Below are 18,545 nucleotides of genomic sequence, written 5' to 3' on the forward strand. Positions count from 1 at the left end.
ACGGTTAACCTTGGGCCGCCGGGCACGACTGGCAAGCACCGTCTGTCTCACAGCTGGCCAGATTCTTTTTCTTACCCGGTTTGAAATCAGTCTCGTACCATCCGGTTCCCTTGAGCCGGAAGCCTGCCGCCGATATCAGCTTGACCAGATTCGGCTTGCTACAGGCCGGGCAGTCGGTCAGAGGGGCATCGGAAAGCTTTTGCAGTTTTGCCAATTCATGGCCACAGACGTCGCAACGATATTCGTAGATAGGCATGGGTCACAAGAAATTGAAAAACAAAAGGGCTGGCATTATAGAGGAAAACCCCCTTTTGGGTAAAATGGCCAGCAGCCTCCTTTCGCCAGTTTTTTGCACTCGGTGACAAAAAGCGGGCAAAAAATCGGCATGAATGCGCTAGGAGTAAAGAGAATAACCCCCATGAGTCTCTATTTGGGCCTGCCACAGTGGTCCCACCCCGCTTGGCCCGGCCAGTTACTAGGTCTGGGTGCCAAGCCAGCCGAGCACCTCGCCCACTATGCGACCGTGTTCAATTCGGTGGAGGGCAACACCACCTTCTACGCCCTGCCGATGCCGGAAACGGTACAGCGCTGGGCTGCTGCGGTGCCCAGCCACTTTCGGTTCAACTTCAAGTTTCCGCAAACCATCAGCCACCAGAGCGATCTGGTGAGTGCAGGCAAATCGGTAGCCGACTTTATCCGCCTGCTCGCGCCGCTGCACGACAAGCTGGGCCTGCTCACCCTGCAACTGCCCGCCCGGTTTGGCCCACAGGGGCTGCCCCGGCTTGCGGCCTTTATCGAGCGGCTGCCCGCGCAGTTCAGCTATGCCCTTGAGGTACGTCACCCCGATTTCTTCGCCAAGGGGGATGCCGAGCGGGCTTTGAACCGGCTGCTGATGGAGCAAGGGGTCAACCGGGTGATGCTCGACAGCCGGCCGCTCTTCTCGGTAACGGCGACAACGGCGGCACTGATCGATGCCCGGGGCAAGAAGCCGCAGCTGCCGGTGCATCTGCTGGCCACCGCCAGCGCCCCCATGGTGCGCTTTATCGGTCTGCCGGATCCGGCTGCCAACAACCCCTTTCTGCCGAGTTGGATACCCCATTGGCGTCAGTGGCTTTCCGAGGGGAAGGATCTCTACCTCTATATACATACTGCCGACAATGCCCAGGCACCGGAACTGGCCCGCCAGATCACCCGCTTGCTGGAGCTGGAGATGGCCCCTTGGCCGGGGGAAAACGATCGCGCACGGCAGGGAGTGCTGCGCTTTTAGCCAACCTATTCTGCGGCCATCGTTTCACTGCAAAAAAAGTGCTTTTTTGTGGCGTGGCAAGCCCTGGCGTCAAGACAAACGGCCCTCAATCCTCTACACTACCGCCCCAAGTAAGGGTCCGTAACATGGCCCGTACGAACAGGAACGGTCCAAAGGATTTCATGACCAGCCACCCCGTTCGTAAACAGGTGATAAATCTACTCTGATGGGTGTCACCCAACGACTCAATTGAACAATACAGCCGGGTGATGTCCCGACTGTCAGGTTGCGCCAGCATGCACGATCAAATTTTTGCCGCCCCGATCGCCCGATTGGGTGACTTCTGTTTTGACGAACAGGTCGTCGACGTATTCCCCGATATGATCCAGCGCTCGGTGCCGGGTTACAGCAACATCATCTCTGCCATCGGCATGATGGCCGCCCGCTACGCCCAACCCGAGAGCCGACTCTATGATCTCGGCTGCTCACTGGGCGCCGCGACCCAGGCGATGCGTCGCCATATCAGCCAGCCCGGCTGCAGCATCACCGCGGTGGATCTCTCCCACCCGATGATTGAGCGCGCCCGCGCCCACCTCTCCGGTTTCAAATCTGAGGTGCCGGTGGAGCTGGTAGAGGCGGATATCTGCGACATAGAGATCAAAAACGCCTCCGTGGTGGTGCTCAACTTCACCCTGCAATTTGTCGAGCCAGAGAAACGGGCCGCCCTGATCCAGCGTATTCACGATGGGCTGCGCCCGGGCGGGATCCTGATCCTGAGCGAGAAGTTCCGCTTCGAAGATGAACCGGTCAACGAGCTGCTTATCGATCTGCATCTCGACTTCAAGCGGGCCAATGGCTACAGCGAGCTGGAGATCAGCCAGAAGCGTACCGCTCTTGAGAACGTAATGCGCACCGACAGCCTGCAGGTGCATCAGACCCGTCTGCGGGACGCCGGTTTCGCCCATCAGGACCTCTGGTTCCAGTGCTTCAACTTCGGCTCCATGATTGCCATCAAATCCAGCGACGCCCAGCCATGATCGACTTTGCCAACTTCTATCAACTAATTGCCAAGAACCGGCTGAGCCACTGGCTGCATACCTTGCCCGCCCAGTTGCACGCCTGGCAGCATGACAACCAGCACGGCGATCTGCCGCGCTGGAATCGCGCCCTCAACAAGCTGCCGGTGGTTGCCCCCGGCGAAATCGAGCTGAAATCCGGTGTCGAGATAGGCAGCGCCGAGAGCCTTGGCGAAGGGGAGCGCAAGAAGGTGGAGAGCCTGCTGCGCCACTTCATGCCCTGGCGCAAGGGGCCGTTCACCGTGCACGGCATCCATATCGACACCGAATGGCGCTCCGACTGGAAGTGGGATCGGGTACTGCCCCATATCAGCCCGCTCGCAGGGCGTTACGTGCTGGATGTGGGTTGCGGCAGCGGCTACCACCTCTGGCGCATGGTGGGTGAAGGGGCCAAGCTGGCAGTCGGCATCGACCCGAGTCCGCTGTTTCTCTGCCAGTTCGAGGCCATTCGCCACTTCGCGGGCAATGATCAGCACGCCCATCTGTTGCCGCTCGGTATTCAGGAGCTGCCATGCTTGCGCGCCTTTGATACCGTCTTCTCCATGGGGGTGCTCTATCACCGTAAATCCCCCATCGAGCACATCGAGCAGCTGCGCAATCAGCTCAAAGATGACGGCGAGCTGGTGCTGGAGACCCTGGTGGTCGATGGCGGGGTCAATGAGGTGCTGGTGCCCACCGACCGTTACGGCAAAATGCGCAACGTCTGGTTCATTCCCTCAAGTAGCGCCCTCAAGCTGTGGGTCGAGCGCTGTGGCTTCACCGATGTGCGGATAGTAGACGAGAATATGACCAGCACCGACGAACAACGTCGTACCGACTGGATGATTAATGAATCCCTGAGTGACTATCTGGACCCAGACAATCCGGCACTCACGGTAGAAGGACACCCGGCGCCGAAACGTGCCGTTCTGATTGCTCGCAAGGCCAAAGACTAGCCGCTGGCGCTTGCGGAAGTTACACTGACCCAATTCCAGGAAGCACAGTTAAATGAATGACATGAAAAGCAAATTAAAAGGAATGACCCTGCTCTCCCTGCTTAGTCTCGGCGGGTGTGTCAATATGGAGAAAGCGCCTCAGGTTCCTGCCCTGACGCTGGCCGAGCTTCGTAGCGAGCTGAGTCAGAGCGAGCAGCTCCTGCAAACATCCATGGAACAGCAACAGAAGCAGTATGTGCAGCAACAGCACCTGCTGGTTCAGCTCAACACCGATGTCACCAATATGAAAGAATCCGTCAAGCAAGTAGACCACAAGCTCGCCACCCTCCCCACCGAGCCGCCCAAACCGATGGTGATCCCCACCGAGAAGTGCCCGGCGCCCACTCAGGGTCACACCATCGATGGCAAGCTGATGGTCGGCGAAGCGGAGTGGATCTGGGTTGACGCGGCCAACGACGCCTTCCAGGCGCGGGTCGATACCGGTGCGACCACCTCCTCCATCAGTGCGCAGGAGATCACCATTTTCGAGCGCAACGGCAAGAACTGGGTACGCTTCTTCCTGAGCCATCAGGAAGTGGACGATAAGATCCAGATCGAGGCGCCACTGGTGCGCCATGTGCGAGTCCGTCAGGCTTCCGCCGACGATCTCGATCGCCGTCCGGTGGTCCGTCTGACTGTGCGCATTGGCGACATGACCGAGAAGGCCGAATTTACCCTGAAGGACCGTAGCGACATGACCTTCCCGGTGCTGCTGGGTCGAGAATTTTTGAAAGACATCGCCGTGGTCGATGTGGCCCGCGAATATATCCAACCCAAACCCAAGCTCAAGGATGTGAAATAATCCATGGTTTCCCGTAAGCCGTTCTATTTGCTGGTAGCCCTGCTGTACATTGTCGGCCTGGGGATGACGATCTATCACCATATCGCGTTGGATGTACCGCTGACGCCCGGTGAAAAGCGCCAGATCTGGTCCATCGAAGCCAAGCTGGAGTTTGAAGCCACCGGTGAGCCGGTGATCGCCTCCCTGGCCATTCCGGGCACCCAGCCCGGTTTCACCCTGATGAACGAGAATGCCGCGAGCCCCGGCTACGGCCTCTCCTTTGTCGAGAAGGATGGCGATGCCCGCGCCGAGTGGTCGATCCGCAGTGCGACTGGCCGTCAGGAGCTCTACTACCGCGTGGACATGATGGCGGATGCCCATGCCAAGCCGGCCGCCAATCCGCAGCCGCCCGCCATCGAAAAGCAGATCGAAAGTGAGCCCTACGCCACTGCGATGAAGCAGATCCTCGAGCGGGCTCAGGAGCGCTCTGCCGACGGCTACACCCTGACCCGCGAGATCATCAAGGAGATCGAGAAGCAGGAGCAGAACGCCGAGCTGCTGAAAAAGCACAAGAGCCGCGCCAACCTGATCGCCGAGTTGCTCAACAATGCCGATGTGCCCACCCGGGTGGTGCATGCCCTGAATCTGGAAGATGGCCGCCGTCGTCAGGAGCTTGTGGATTACCTGCAGGTGTTCAACAGCCCGACCGACTACAAGCTGTTCAACCCGCAAACCGGTGAACAGGGTCGCCCCGCCAACCTGCTGCTGTGGGAGTACAACTCAGGTGCCCTGCTGGACGTGACCGGGGGTCACAACTCCCGCGTCAGTTTCTCGATGATCGAGCAGGAGCAGCCAGTCAGCGTGGCACTGGCCCAGAAGTTCGAAAAATCAGAGATGATGAACTTCTCCATCCACAGCTTGCCGCTGGAAGAGCAGACCCTGTTCAAAGGCTTGCTGCTGATCCCGATCGGCGTGCTGATGGTAGTGTTCCTGCGGGTACTGGTGGGGATCAAGACTTCGGGCACCTTCATGCCGGTGCTGATCGCGGTCGCCTTTATCCAGACCCAGCTCATCACCGGTCTGGTTGGCTTCCTGCTGATCGTCGGCACCGGTCTGGTGATCCGCTCCTACCTGTCGCGGCTCAACCTGCTACTGGTCGCACGGATATCCGCCATCATCATCATGGTGATCTCGATGATTGGCATCTTCTCCGCCTTAGCCTTCAAACTGGGGCTGACCGACGGCATGAAGATTACCTTCTTCCCGATGATCATCCTCTCCTGGACCATCGAACGGATGTCCATCCTGTGGGAAGAAGAGGGCCCGAAAGAGGTATTCCGTCAGGGCGGCGGCTCTCTGCTGGTGGCCATCATCGCCTATCTGGCCATGGACAACGAACTGATCCGTCACCTCACTTTCAACTTCCTCGGTCTGCAGCTGGTGCTGATGGCGACCGTGCTGTTGATGGGTAACTACACCGGCTACAAGCTGAGCGAGCTCAAGCGCTTCAAGCCGCTGGTGGACGAGATGAAATCTGGCGTCACCCCGGGTAAGGACAAGTAACCGATGTGGTTCTGGGAAAAATACACCACCCCGTGGAGCCTGTCCCAATCAGGCATCCTCGGCATGAACAAGCGCAACCACTCCTACATCAGCCGCTACAATCCGCGCAGCCTCTATCCGCTGGTGGATGACAAGTTGCAGACCAAGCAAATTGCGCTGGATGCAGGCGTTACCGTGCCCGAGCTGATCGGTACCATCCGTGCCCAGCACGATGTGGGTCGTATCACCGATCTGGTAAAGGATTGGCCGGGCTTCTGCATCAAGCCGGCCCGTGGCTCGGGCGGTAAGGGGATCCTGGTGATCCTGCGTCAGGAAGATGGTCTCTTCTACAAGCCCAACGGCAGCGCCTGCAACGGCCAGGATCTGGAACGCCATGTCTCCAACATTCTGGCGGGGCTCTACTCGCTGGGGGGCAAGCCCGATGTGGCGCTGGTCGAAGGCCTCATCAACTTTGATGATGTGTTCGACGGTTACTCCTTTGAAGGGGTACCCGATGCCCGGGTGATCATCTTCAAGGGGTTCCCGGTGATGGCGATGATGCGCCTCTCCACCGCCGCCTCGGACGGCAAGGCGAACCTGCACCAAGGCGCCGTGGGGGTAGGCCTGTGCCTGCGTACCGGACGCGCGCTGCGGGCGGTGCAGTTTGGCAATCCGCTGCGCCACCATCCGGATACCGGCCTCGACCTCTATGAGCTCAAGGTTCCCCACTGGGATACGCTGCTCACCCTGGCCGCCTCCTGCTACGAGATGTCGGGTCTGGGCTATATCGGTACTGACATGGTGCTCGACAAGTTCCGCGGCCCCATGCTGCTGGAGCTCAACGCTCGTCCTGGTCTTGCCATCCAGATCGCCAACGGTCGCGGTCTGGTGCCCAATCTCAAGACCATCGAAAAATTGGGTCAGGTGAAGATGAACGTGGCACAGCGGGTCAACTTCGCCAAGGATCACTTCGGGATCTTTGAGGAATAAGCCCTCCGATTGTGAACTGAGCGCGCCTATGGCGCGCTTTTTTGTATCTATGGATGGGATATCGCGGGAAGGTCGGTTGAACCACGGGGAACACTCCGTTCAAGGCTTTTGCTGCTTCCTCTGCCCATTGTTATGTCACGGAGCTCTTCGGTCGATGAAACCAGTTAGACAGATCAGGGCCTGCGTGTCGTGACGCACTGTTGTGACGTGATGCTGCTCCTCTCTCTTTACCATGTGCTGCTTCTGGGTAGCGTAGGTGGCTTGTGCCTGCCGATGTAGCAAATGGCCCTATGGATAGGGTGCCTTGGGGGTAATGGCGTGATCTGGCAGCCTCGTTGTGGTCGGCAAGCAAGCCCCGACTTGGGGTGCAGATACCGGATTGCGGTGCAAGGGGGCTGGTTGCTTGGCAGAGATGGGGAAGAGATCTATGTACTATCGCAATATGCAGGGAGAGAGGAGGGCGGTGGCAGATAAAAAAAGCCCGCGCAGTGCGCGGGCTTGTTATTACAAGGCCGATTATCAGGCCTTGGATTTCTTCTTGCCTTCAACCTTGGCTTCAACCGGGGCAGCAGTAGGAGCGGCAGCGCCTTCGGTGAACGGACGACCGTAGTAGGTGTCCATCAGGATGGCTTTCAGTTCGGTGATCAGCGGGTAGCGCGGGTTGGCGCCGGTGCACTGGTCATCGAAAGCTTCCAGTGCCAGCTGGTCAACCTTGGCCAGGAAGTCGGCTTCATTGACGCCAGCTTCACGGATGGAGGCCGGGATCCCCAGGGTCGCTTTCAGCTCGTCCAGCCATGCCAGCAGCTTCTCGATCTTGGCAGCGGTGCGGTCACCGGCAGTGGTCAGACCCAGGTGGTCAGCGACTTCGGCGTAACGACGGCGAGCTTGCGGACGGTCGTACTGAGAGAACGCAGTCTGCTTGGTCGGGTTGTCGTTGGCGTTGTAGCGGATCACGTTGCTGATCAGCAGGGCGTTGGCCAAGCCGTGCGGAATGTGGAATTCAGCACCCAGCTTGTGAGCCATGGAGTGGCACACACCCAGGAAGGCGTTGGCAAACGCGATACCGGCGATGGTGGCAGCATTGTGTACTTTCTCGCGAGCTACCGGGTCGTTGGCACCATTCAGGTAGCTGGACGGCAGGTACTCTTTCAGCAGTTTCAGTGCTTGCAGTGCCTGGCCATCGGAGTACTCGTTGGCCAGTACGGAAACATAGGCTTCCATGGCGTGAGTCACGGCATCGATACCACCGAAGGCGCACAGGGACTTGGGCATGTTCATGACCAGGTTGGCATCTACGATGGCCATGTTCGGGGTCAGCTCGTAGTCAGCCAGCGGGTACTTCATGCCGGTGGTGTCATCGGTGACGACCGCAAACGGGGTGACTTCAGAACCGGTACCGGAAGTGGTGGTGATACAGACCAGTTCGGCCTTCACGCCCATTTTCGGGAATTTATAGATACGCTTGCGGATGTCCATAAAGCGCATGGCCAGATCTTCGAACGCGGTATCCGGGTGCTCGTACATGACCCACATGATCTTGGCCGCATCCATCGGTGAACCACCACCCAGTGCCAGGATAACATCCGGCTTGAAGGAGTTGGCCATCTCGGCGCCCTTGCGAACGATGGACAGGGTCGGGTCAGCTTCTACTTCGTAGAATACTTCCACTTCCATGTTCATCTTCTTGAGCAGACGAACCACGTCGTCGGCATAGCCGTTGTTGAACAGGAAGCGGTCGGTTACGACCATTGCACGCTTCTTGCCTTCCAGGTCGCCCAGGGCGATCGGCAGGGAACCACGACGGAAATAGATGGATTTCGGAAGTTTGTGCCACAGCATATTTTCTGCCCGTTTTGCGACTGTCTTCTTGTTGATCAGGTGCTTGGGTCCGACGTTCTCGGAGATGGAGTTACCACTCCAGGAGCCGCAACCCAGGGTCAGGGAAGGAGCAAGAGCGAAGTTGTACAGGTCACCGATACCACCCTGGGTGGAAGGGGTGTTGATCAGGATACGGGCGGTCTTCATCTTGTCGCCGAAGTACTTGATGCGGTCGGCGTTGCGATCCTGGTCGGTATAGAGACCGGAGGTGTGGCCGATACCACCGATGTTGACCATGTCACAGGCCATGTCGACAGCAACTTCGAAGTTCTTGGCGCGGAACATACCCAGGGTCGGGGAGAGCTTCTCATGAGCGAACTCATCTTCAGCGCACAACTCCAAGCCTTCACCGATGAGGATCTTGGTGGTGGCAGGTACAGTGACGCCTGCCATGGCGGCGATCTTGGTGGCCGGCTGGCCGACGATATCTGCGTTCAGCGCACCGTTAATCAGCAGCACCTTACGTACCTTGTCCGCTTCATCTTTGGACAGGATGTAGCCATCGTGGCTGGAGAAACGCTCTTTCACCTGGTTGTAGATGGAGTCAACCACGATAACGGCTTGCTCGGAGGCACAGACCACACCGTTGTCGAAGGTCTTGGACATCAGGATAGAGGCAACGGCACGCTTCACATCGGCAGTTTCGTCGATAACGATGGGCACGTTACCGGCACCTACACCGATAGCAGGCTTACCGGAAGAGTAAGCGGCTTTCACCATGCCCGGGCCGCCGGTGGCCAGGATCAGGTTGATGTCGTTGTGTCTCATCAGCGCGTTGGACAGCTCAACAGACGGTTGATCGATCCAGCCGATGATGTCTTTCGGTGCACCGGCAGCAATAGCCGCATCCAGTACCAGCTTGGCAGCGGTATTGGTGGAGTTCTTGGCACGGGGGTGCGGGGAGAAGATGATGGCGTTGCGGGTCTTCAGGGAGATCAACGATTTGAAGATCGCGGTTGCAGTCGGGTTGGTGGTCGGCACGATACCGCAAATGATACCTACCGGCTCGGCGATGATCATTGTGCCCATTTCGTCATCCTGGCTCAGGATGCCGCAGGTCTTCTCATCTTTGTATGCGTTATAGATGTATTCGGAGGCGAAGTGGTTCTTGATAACCTTGTCTTCGATGATACCCATGCCGGATTCAGCCACGGCCATTTGGGCCAGGGGAATACGAGCATTGCTGGCGGCCAGGGCGGCGGCACGGAAGATCTTGTCTACCTGCTCTTGCGAGAAGCTGGCGAATTCACGCTGGGCTTCCTTAACGCGGGCGACCATTGCATCCAGTTCAGCCAAGTTGGTTACTGCCATGTTTATCTCCTGATGATTTGAAAACTGTTTAGTAAGACGTTGGCAATGCCCGGCAATTATAGTTGGCTTGTCAAGCCAGCAATTACTGCAACAGGGGTATTTACATGCCTTGCTAAATTGTTTTCCGAGGCGATTATAGAGCGGGGTAGCCCCAGAAAAACTTGATCTCGATCAAATGTTGTAAAAGAACAAAAGAAATTTTATTTCACAATTTTTTTCTGGTCCGATGTTATCGGTATGTAATCTTGACAAATCCTTTACAAATCCGGGACGGATTATTTTAGTCCAGATTTTTCATCTGGTTAAGGCTTGATAAACAATTTGGAGGAAACCACTGCGTGATGGCTATCACGCAGTCATTGTGATCAAATTTAACCTTTTACACGCGATTGGTGACAGATTTTCCACTGTCTGTTATCGATTTTTATATTTTTACTGTTTGTTTTGCCGTTTTTCCCACCTTTTTTGGCGCTTTTTTACACGAAGCTTCGCATTGCCATTACCTTGGGCAGGGGGGATTACCGGACGTCGTATCAGTAAAGTGCAGGAACAGAAAGTGCAGTAACAGGAGCCGGGAAAACAGTCGCAGCGATAGAGCCTGTTCCTGAGCCACAGATGGGATGGGTAGTGACTTGCGCCGCGTAGATCGTTTCGCACTTGCTTATCTGTTGGGAAGAGTGGGAATCATTAGCGGAACTAACTAAAAAACCCCGATATTGGTGAGATTATTTAATTGGTGCCGATTCTGACTATGGTGTAAATTTACGCGCGTATTGAGGAGTAGCCTGCGGGCTTGCACACTATTGGAAGGGTTTTATGGCGGCAGTTGACGTCTCTTTATATCTGAAGTTTTTTGTCGGTTTGTTTGCGATCATCAACCCGCTTGGTCTGTTGCCGGTGTTTGTCAGTCTGACCAGTCACCATACTCCGGCCGAAAGAATGAAGACCAACACGACCGCCAATATCGCGGTGATGGTGATCCTGCTGGTCTCCATGTATATGGGGCAGCTGATCCTGGATGGCTTTGGTATCTCGCTGGCCTCCTTCCGGATCGCCGGCGGGTCGCTTATCACTTTGATCGCCTGGTCGATGCTGCAGGGCAAGCTGGGTGAAGTGAAGCACAATCAGCAGGAGAAGGGTGAACTGGCGGTGCGCGAGTCTATCGCCGTGGTGCCGCTGGCGCTGCCATTGATGGCGGGCCCCGGTGCCATCTCCTCGGTCATCGTCTACGCCAGTCAGAGCCAATGGCACCAAATGATCGGCATGTCACTGGTCGTAATGGTCTTTGCATTTTGCTCCTGGCTGATTTTCCGCGCCGCGCCACTGTTGTTCAAGATCATGGGCAACACCGGCATCAACGTGGTGACCCGTATCATGGGTCTTATCATGATGTCGCTGGGTATCGAGATCATGGTGGCCGGCATCAAGGGGGTTTTCCCCAGCCTGATGTGAGCCAAGTCTGTTTTATGAAAGCCGGTCCTCGTGACCGGCTTTTTATTGGTTGCTTTTTGCCCGGCCTTTTCTAGAATCGGTCGTTTGTGTAAAAAACGAGCACAAAGCTGACGTTTTAATACTGAGAAAATGCGTCAGAGCTGTTTTTTTGACCAGAGAATGACTATTACCCTGACAATATCTATTGCATTATCGGAATTGGCAGGGAATTATGCTGGGAGCGGGTTTCATCCCCGTCACTTTAAAAAACGCATGGAATGTTCTTGTTGGAGTAGGGAAATGACTCATAAAAAAACAATGATTAACACATTGCTGATGGCTGCACTGTTTGGTGGCGCCCATGTGGCTCAGGCGGCCGATGTGCCGACGGGAACCAAGCTGGCTGAAGTCCAGCAGCTGGTAAAAGGCAACGGCTCCGAGCCCGCGACCCTTGACCCGCACAAGACCGAAGGAACGGTCGAATCCAATATTCTGCGTGACCTGTTCGAAGGTCTCGTTGCTTCCGGCCCGAAAGGTGAAATTCTCCCGGCAATGGCCGAATCCTGGGAAACCAAGGATAACAAGCACTACGTCTTCCACCTGCGCAAAGACGCCAAGTGGTCCAACGGGGACCCGGTCACTGCCCACGACTTTGAGTTCGCCTTCAAACGCGCCGTTGATCCGAAAACCGCCTCTCCCTACTCCTGGTATCTGGAGATCCCGACCATCGTCAATGCCAGCGACATTATCGCTGGCAAGAAGTCCGCCGATACTCTTGGCGTGAAAGCGACCGACGACTACACCTTCGAAGTGCAGCTTGAGAAAGCGATCCCTTACTTCGTCAGCATGCTCTCTCACACCACGACCTACCCGGTGCCGAAGAAGGTGATCGAGCAGTTTGGTGACAAGTGGACCCAGCCGGAAAACATGGTATCCAACGGTGCCTATGCCCTGAAGAGCTGGGTGGTGAACGAGCGCGTTGAAGTGGAACGCAACAAGCACTACTGGAACGATGGCAAGACCGTTATCAACAAGGTCGTCTATCTGCCGATCCAGTCTACCAACGCCGACCTGAGTCGCTATCTGGCGGGCGAAGTGGACATCACCTATCAGATGCCCATCGAACGCTTCAAGCAGATGAAGAAAGAGAAGCCGGACGAACTGAAAGTGACCGGTTATGTGGGTACTTACTACTACCAGTACAACGTCAAGAAGAAGCCATTTGACGATGTGCGTGTCCGTACCGCGCTCTCCTATGCCATCGATCGTAATGTGATTGCCAACAAGGTGATGGGTCAGGGTCAAACGCCGGGTTACACCTTGGTGCCGGACTTCGTCGATGGCTTCAAGCCGGTGGCCCCCGAGTGGTCGAAGATGACCCAAGCCGAGCGTGATGCCAAGGCCAAGGCGTTGCTGGAAGAGGCCGGTTTCGATGCCAGCAAGCCGCTGAAGTTCGAGCTGCTCTACAACACCGACGACAACCACAAGAAAGTGGCAGTGGCCGTTGCCTCCATGTGGAAGAAGCTGGGCGTGCAGGTGAGCCTGGTCAACCAGGAGTGGAAAACTTACCTGGAAACCAAGAAACAGGGTCAGTTTGACGTAGGTCGTGCCGGCTGGATCGCCGACTACAACGAAGCCTCGTCCATGCTGGATCTGATGCAGACTACCCACGGCAACAATGACGGCAAGTACTCCAATCCGGCGTTCGACAAGCTGATGGATTCGTCCCGTGATCAAGTTGATGTGGCGGCGCGCAACCAGCTCTATGTTCAGGCCGAAGATATCCTGGCCAAAGACATGCCGATCGCGCCCATCTACCAGTACGTGACTGCCCGTATGGTCAAGCCCTATGTCGGCGGCTACCCGGCCAACCCGCTGGATAACCTCTACAGCAAAGATATGTACATCATTGCTCACTGATTTAAAGCAACAAGTCGCATATTAAAGCAACAAGTCGCATAACAAGCAGGGCCCGCCAGTCGGCGGGCCTTTATTACAACCGCGACCATTTGGAAGCAGTACAGGACAGGTAATGTCTATGTTGAAATTTATTTTTAAACGGCTATTGGAAGCGATCCCGACTCTGCTGGTCTTGATCACCGTCTCTTTCTTCATGATGCGTTTCGCCCCCGGTAACCCCTTTACCAGCGAGCGTTCACTGCCCCCCGAAGTCATCGCCAATATCGAGGCCAAATACGGGCTCGACAAACCCATTGGCATGCAATATCTCACCTACCTGGGCAACCTGGTGCAGGGTGATTTGGGCCCCTCTTTCAAATACAAGGATTTCACCGTCAATGATCTGGTGAGTCAGGCGCTGCCTGTTTCCGCCAAGATCGGGACCACGGCCTTCTTCTTCGCCGTGCTGCTGGGGGTCACCTTCGGCACCATAGCGGCCCTGAAACAGAACACCATCATCGACTATCTGCTGATGTCGTCGGCCATGGCCGGGGTGGTGATCCCGGGCTTTGTGCTGGCGCCCTTGCTGGTGCTGTTTTTCAGTATTCATCTGGGTTGGTTCCCTGCCGGTGGCTGGCAGGGCGGTGGCATCCAGTTTATGGTGCTGCCGGTGTTCGGCATGATGATGTACTACATCTCCGCCATTTCGCGGATCATGCGGGGCAGCATGATCGAGACCATGAACTCCAACTTCATCCGTACCGCCCGAGCCAAGGGTTTGCCGCTGCGCCACATCATCCTCAAGCATGCACTGCGTCCGGCCATGCTGCCGGTAGTCTCCTATCTGGGCCCGGCCTTTGTCGGCATCATCACGGGTTCCGTGGTGATCGAGACCATCTTCGGCCTGCCGGGGATCGGTCAGCTGTTCGTCAACGGTGCCCTTAACCGTGATTACTCCATGGTGCTCGGTCTGACCATTCTGGTCGGCGCCCTCACCATCACCTTTAACGCTGTGGTCGATATTCTCTACGCCTTTATCGATCCCAAGATCCGTTACTAATTCGGGAGTTCATCATGGTTGTTTCAACTGAAAAACGCGATGCCGTCGAGGCGTTCGCGCAAAAAGTGGAAGTGGTGGAGGGGCGCTCCCTGTGGAAGGATGCCCGTCGCCGTTTCCTGCGCAACAAGGCGGCCCTGACCAGCCTGATCATTCTGACCATCATCGGTCTGGCGGTCATCTTTGGCCCCCATCTGTCCCAATACACCTTTGACGATCCGGACTGGGGCGCCATGCAGTCGCCGCCGGATATGGAAACGGGCCACTACTTCGGGACCGACAGTCTGGGCCGCGATCTGTTCGTGCGTACCCTGCTCGGTGGCCGTATCTCCCTGATGGTTGGCATCATGGGTGCCATGGTGGCGGTCATCATCGGTACTCTGTATGGCGCGGCCTCCGGCTTTATCGGCGGGCGGGTCGACAGCCTGATGATGCGGGTACTGGAGATCCTCAACGCCTTCCCCTTCATGTTCTTCGTCATCATGCTGGTCACCTTCTTTGGCCGCAATCTGGCGCTCATCTTTATCGCCATCGGGGCGGTGAGCTGGCTCGACATGGCGCGGATCGTGCGTGGCCAGACCCTCAGCCTCAAGAGCAAGGAGTTTATCGAGGCGGCCCATGTCTGCGGCGTCTCCAAGTGGAAGATCATCACCCGTCATATCGTTCCGAACGTACTCGGTATCGTGGCCGTCTACGCCACCTTGCTGGTGCCGGGCATGATCATGTTTGAATCCTTCCTCAGTTTCCTGGGCCTTGGGGTTCAGGAACCGATGACCAGCTGGGGTGCCCTGCTGGATGAAGGCTCCAAGTCGATGGAAGTGGCCATCTGGCAACTGCTGTTCCCCGCCTGCTTTATGGTGGTGACCCTGTTTTGCTTCAACTTCCTCGGGGATGGTCTGCGTGACGCCCTCGATCCGAAAGATCGTTAATCGAGCATCGGATCGACAGGAAAGCATCACGAAAGATCGATAAGGAGTTTTTATATGAAGTTACTGGATGTGAAAGATCTGCGGGTCGAGTTCAAGACCCCGGACGGCAATGTGGTGGCGGTCAACGACCTCAACTTTTCTCTCTCTGCGGGTGAAACCCTGGGGATCGTCGGCGAGTCCGGCTCCGGCAAATCCCAGACGGCCTTTGCCATCATGGGGCTGCTGGCCAAAAACGGCATTATTACCGGTTCCGCCAAGTTTCAGGGCGAAGAGATCCTCAACCTGCCGGAGTCCAAGCTCAACAAGATCCGCTCCGAGAAGATCGCCATGATCTTCCAGGACCCCATGACCTCGCTGAACCCTTATATGAAGGTGAAAGATCAGCTGATGGAAGTACTGATGCTGCACAAAGGGGTGAGCAAGGCGGAAGCGTTTGAAGAGTCGGTGCGGATGCTCGACGCGGTGAAGATCCCCGAAGCGCGCAAGCGGATGGGCATGTATCCCCACGAGTTCTCCGGTGGCATGCGTCAGCGGGTGATGATTGCCATGGCGCTGCTCTGCCGGCCGCAACTGCTGATCGCCGATGAGCCGACCACCGCGCTCGACGTGACCGTACAGGCCCAGATCATGACCCTGATGAATGAACTCAAGCGCGAGTTCAACACCGCCATCATCATGATCACCCACGACTTGGGGGTGGTCGCCGGTATCTGCAACAAGGTGCTGGTGATGTATGCCGGTCGTACCATGGAGTACGGCAAGGTAGACGATATCTTCTATCGCCCGAGCCACCCCTACACCGAAGGCTTGCTGCGCGCCATTCCCCGCCTCGATACCGAAGGGGAAGTGCTGCCCACCATCCCGGGCAATCCGCCCAACCTGCTGCGTCTGCCCACCGGTTGCCCCTTCCAGGAGCGTTGCCACCGGGTGAGCGAGATTTGCGGCCAGCAGTCGCCAATCCTGACCCCGTTCAACGACGGCCGCGAGCGTGCTTGTCACTGGATATCTGATGCCATCAACGCCAAGGAGGTAAGCGTATGAATGCTGTGAAATGTGGCCAGCAATCATCCATGCCTCTGACGCCGTTCAACGACGGTCGGGAGCGTGCCTGTCACTGGGTTTCGGATGCCATCAACAAGGGGGCCAACTAAATGGGTGCCGACAAAAAATTGCTGTTGGAAGTGTCTGACCTCAAGGTCCACTTCAGTATCAAGAGTGGCAAGGCGTGGCCCTGGGCCAAGCCGTCTGATCTGAAAGCAGTCGATGGTGTGACCTTGCGTCTCTATGAGGGTGAAACCCTCGGTGTGGTGGGGGAGTCCGGCTGCGGCAAATCGACCTTTGCCCGCGCCATCATCGGTCTGGTACCGGCCACCGATGGCAAGGTGGTGTGGCTGGGTGACGATCTCACCAAGCTTGACCAGAATGCCCTGCGCGAGAAGCGCAAAGAGATCCAGATGATCTTCCAGGACCCGCTGGCTTCTCTGAACCCGCGCATGACCATAGGCGACATCATCGCCGAGCCGCTCATCACCTTCTATCCGGCCCTGTCGAAGGACGAGGTGAAGGAGAAGGTGCGCACCATGATGACCAAGGTTGGGCTGCTGCCCAACCTGGTCAACCGTTATCCCCACGAGTTCTCCGGCGGTCAGTGCCAGCGGATCGGGATTGCCCGGGCGCTGATCCTCGAGCCCAAGATGATCATCTGCGACGAGCCGGTCTCGGCGCTCGATGTCTCCATTCAGGCGCAAGTGGTCAACCTGCTCAAATCCCTGCAAAAGGAGATGGGGCTGTCGCTCATCTTCATCGCCCACGACCTGTCGGTAGTCAAACACATCTCCGATCGGGTGTTGGTGATGTATCTGGGCAACGCCGTCGAGCTTGGGACTCGCAAGGAGATCTTCGCCAACCCGCTGCATCCTTACACCAAGGCGCTGATGTCAGCGGTACCAATCCCGGACCCGGAGCTGGAGCGCAACAAGGTGATCCAGATCCTGGAGGGGGATTTGCCCTCACCGATGAACCCGCCGTCCGGTTGCGTGTTCCGCACCCGTTGCCCGGTGGCAGGGCCCGAGTGTGCCAAGACCCGCCCTGTGCTGGAGGGGAACTTCGATCACGCGGTCTCCTGCCTCAAGGTCGATCCGCTCTGATGGGGATGTATTGAACCTGTTTGCGGGGCTCCTTGATGGGGCCCCGATTTATTTTTGACGGCCGTGAAGATGCCTCTTGGCGTTATCTTTTACCGCTGCTACTATCCGCGCAACAAGGGGAGTAACTTCTCGCCGGTTTGTCGTCATTACGGTGCACCCATATCCTGCAGTGCACCCGGCAGCCGGGCAGTCGATGCAAATCAGCTGTAAGTGAGACCTTGCCGAGAGGCAAGGTGTATCTGCTCCAAACGCAAACCCACGCCTCTCGGTCGTGGGTTTTGTCGTTTTTGGGAGAAGTGAACATGGGTGAATGGTGGATGTGGACCGGTTTCTTCAGCATAGTGCTGGTCCTGTTATGGATAGACATACGCTTTGTTGGTGGCGGCAAGTCACACAAGGTGTCTCTCAAAGAGGCGGGTGTCTGGTCCCTCATCTGGGTCAGCGTGGCGCTGCTCTTCAACCTGGCCATCTGGCTTTGGCTGGATCACAGCGCGGGCCGTGAAATTGCCAACCAGAAGGGACTGGAGTTCCTCACCGGCTACCTCATCGAGAAAGCGCTGGCAGTAGACAACGTCTTCGTCTGGCTGATGCTGTTCGGTTACTTTGCCATTCCGGCCGAGCTGCAGCGCCGGGTGCTGCTCTACGGGGTACTGGGTGCCATCGTGATGCGGGCCGGCATGGTGTTTGCGGGCAGCTGGCTCATCGAGCAGTTCCACTGGATCCTCTACCTGTTTGGCGCTTTCCTGCTGCTGACCGGTGCCAAGATGCTGTGGGCGGCCGACAAGGAGCCTGACTTGGCCAACAACCCGTTGCTGGGCTGGATGCGCCGTCGCTTCAAGGTGACCGAGACCCTGGAAGGGGAGAAGTTCTTCGTCTGGCGCGATGGTGTGCGCTATGCTACCCCGCTCTTCTTGATCCTGGTGCTGGTGGAGGTGAGCGATCTCATCTTCGCGGTGGACAGTATCCCGGCCATCTTCGCGGTGACCACGGATCCCTTCATCGTGCTGACCTCCAACATCTTCGCCATCATGGGTCTGCGTGCCATGTACTTCCTGCTGGCCGGTGTGGCTGATCGCTTCGCCCTGCTCAAATACGGTCTGGCGCTGATCTTGATGTTTATCGGGGTCAAGATGCTGCTGCTGGATATCTTCAAGATCCCGACCGGCCTCGCACTGGGTGTAGTCGCCCTGATCTTGCTGGCCTCTATGGGACTCAGCCTATTTGTGACCCGAAAAAAGACCGCTTGAGCGCGGCTGATAATGAAGCAATAACAACAAGGGCTCC

16 protein-coding genes are annotated in these 18,545 nt (G+C 57.0%); 14 read left to right on the top strand and 2 right to left on the bottom strand.

From position 1 onward, the window contains the following. Nucleotides 1-4: 4 nt before the first annotated feature. Entirely contained in the window at nucleotides 5-256 is a 252-nt protein-coding gene (locus BN1125_RS18425; RefSeq protein WP_005337686.1) for an FmdB family zinc ribbon protein, read from the bottom strand. Nucleotides 257-418: 162 nt separating this feature from the next. Here BN1125_RS18425 and BN1125_RS05360 point away from each other — a divergent pair, with 162 nt between their 5' ends. The 6 genes from BN1125_RS05360 (at nucleotide 419) to BN1125_RS05385 (ending at nucleotide 6,609) form a co-directional block, all read left to right on the top strand. Continuing rightward, nucleotides 419-1,267, top strand: a complete 849-nt coding sequence (locus tag BN1125_RS05360; protein ID WP_042011098.1) for a DUF72 domain-containing protein — start codon at nucleotides 419-421, stop codon at nucleotides 1,265-1,267. 275 nt (nucleotides 1,268-1,542) lie between these two features. Further along, on the top strand, nucleotides 1,543-2,283 hold the full coding sequence (cmoA, locus tag BN1125_RS05365) for a carboxy-S-adenosyl-L-methionine synthase CmoA (RefSeq protein ID WP_042011099.1): 741 nt from the start codon (nucleotides 1,543-1,545) through the stop codon (nucleotides 2,281-2,283). After that, on the top strand, nucleotides 2,280-3,257 hold the full coding sequence (cmoB, locus tag BN1125_RS05370) for a tRNA 5-methoxyuridine(34)/uridine 5-oxyacetic acid(34) synthase CmoB (protein WP_042011100.1): 978 nt from the start codon (nucleotides 2,280-2,282) through the stop codon (nucleotides 3,255-3,257). Before cmoA ends, cmoB begins: the two co-directional genes overlap by 4 nt. Nucleotides 3,258-3,309: 52 nt before the next feature. After that, on the top strand, nucleotides 3,310-4,098 hold the full coding sequence (locus BN1125_RS05375) for an ATP-dependent zinc protease family protein (protein ID WP_042011101.1): 789 nt from the start codon (nucleotides 3,310-3,312) through the stop codon (nucleotides 4,096-4,098). A gap of 3 nt (nucleotides 4,099-4,101) precedes the next feature. Beyond that, nucleotides 4,102-5,640, top strand: a complete 1,539-nt coding sequence (locus BN1125_RS05380) for an inactive transglutaminase family protein (protein ID WP_042011102.1) — start codon at nucleotides 4,102-4,104, stop codon at nucleotides 5,638-5,640. 3 nt (nucleotides 5,641-5,643) lie between these two features. After that, nucleotides 5,644-6,609, top strand: a complete 966-nt coding sequence (locus tag BN1125_RS05385) for an alpha-L-glutamate ligase-like protein (RefSeq protein WP_042011103.1) — start codon at nucleotides 5,644-5,646, stop codon at nucleotides 6,607-6,609. 519 nt (nucleotides 6,610-7,128) lie between these two features. On the opposite strand, the gene adhE is transcribed toward BN1125_RS05385, so the two are convergent. After that, nucleotides 7,129-9,798, bottom strand: coding sequence for a bifunctional acetaldehyde-CoA/alcohol dehydrogenase (gene adhE / locus BN1125_RS05390; protein ID WP_042011104.1), 2,670 nt, complete (start codon nucleotides 9,796-9,798; stop codon nucleotides 7,129-7,131). A gap of 816 nt (nucleotides 9,799-10,614) precedes the next feature. Between adhE and BN1125_RS05395 the strand changes: the two genes are divergently transcribed. From BN1125_RS05395 to BN1125_RS05430, 8 genes are all read left to right on the top strand, one after another. Then, nucleotides 10,615-11,250 (top strand): YchE family NAAT transporter, encoded by a 636-nt coding sequence (locus tag BN1125_RS05395; protein ID WP_042011105.1) that lies wholly within the window; start codon nucleotides 10,615-10,617, stop codon nucleotides 11,248-11,250. Nucleotides 11,251-11,529: 279 nt separating this feature from the next. Next, on the top strand, nucleotides 11,530-13,149 hold the full coding sequence (locus tag BN1125_RS05400) for an ABC transporter substrate-binding protein (protein ID WP_042011106.1): 1,620 nt from the start codon (nucleotides 11,530-11,532) through the stop codon (nucleotides 13,147-13,149). 118 nt (nucleotides 13,150-13,267) lie between these two features. Further along, nucleotides 13,268-14,188: an oligopeptide ABC transporter permease OppB gene (gene oppB, locus BN1125_RS05405; protein WP_005337672.1), complete on the top strand. Its 921-nt coding sequence runs from the start codon at nucleotides 13,268-13,270 to the stop codon at nucleotides 14,186-14,188. A gap of 14 nt (nucleotides 14,189-14,202) precedes the next feature. Further along, the gene (gene oppC / locus BN1125_RS05410) at nucleotides 14,203-15,114 is read left to right on the top strand and encodes an oligopeptide ABC transporter permease OppC (protein ID WP_042011108.1); all 912 of its coding nucleotides are present in this window, start codon (nucleotides 14,203-14,205) and stop codon (nucleotides 15,112-15,114) included. Nucleotides 15,115-15,168: 54 nt separating this feature from the next. Further along, the gene (gene oppD, locus BN1125_RS05415) at nucleotides 15,169-16,155 is read left to right on the top strand and encodes an ABC transporter ATP-binding protein (RefSeq protein ID WP_042011109.1); all 987 of its coding nucleotides are present in this window, start codon (nucleotides 15,169-15,171) and stop codon (nucleotides 16,153-16,155) included. After that, entirely contained in the window at nucleotides 16,152-16,265 is a 114-nt protein-coding gene (locus BN1125_RS05420; RefSeq protein WP_042011110.1) for a hypothetical protein, read from the top strand. Before oppD ends, BN1125_RS05420 begins: the two co-directional genes overlap by 4 nt. After that, the gene (gene oppF, locus BN1125_RS05425) at nucleotides 16,266-17,261 is read left to right on the top strand and encodes a murein tripeptide/oligopeptide ABC transporter ATP binding protein OppF (protein WP_042011111.1); all 996 of its coding nucleotides are present in this window, start codon (nucleotides 16,266-16,268) and stop codon (nucleotides 17,259-17,261) included. A gap of 302 nt (nucleotides 17,262-17,563) precedes the next feature. After that, nucleotides 17,564-18,508 carry a TerC family protein gene (locus BN1125_RS05430; RefSeq protein WP_042011112.1) on the top strand — a complete coding sequence of 315 codons (945 nt, stop codon included), beginning with the start codon at nucleotides 17,564-17,566 and terminating at the stop codon, nucleotides 18,506-18,508. Nucleotides 18,509-18,545 lie beyond the last annotated feature (37 nt).

Origin of the sequence: Aeromonas fluvialis, assembly GCF_000819885.1 — a bacterium.
Classification (GTDB): Bacteria; Pseudomonadota; Gammaproteobacteria; order Enterobacterales; family Aeromonadaceae; genus Aeromonas; species Aeromonas fluvialis.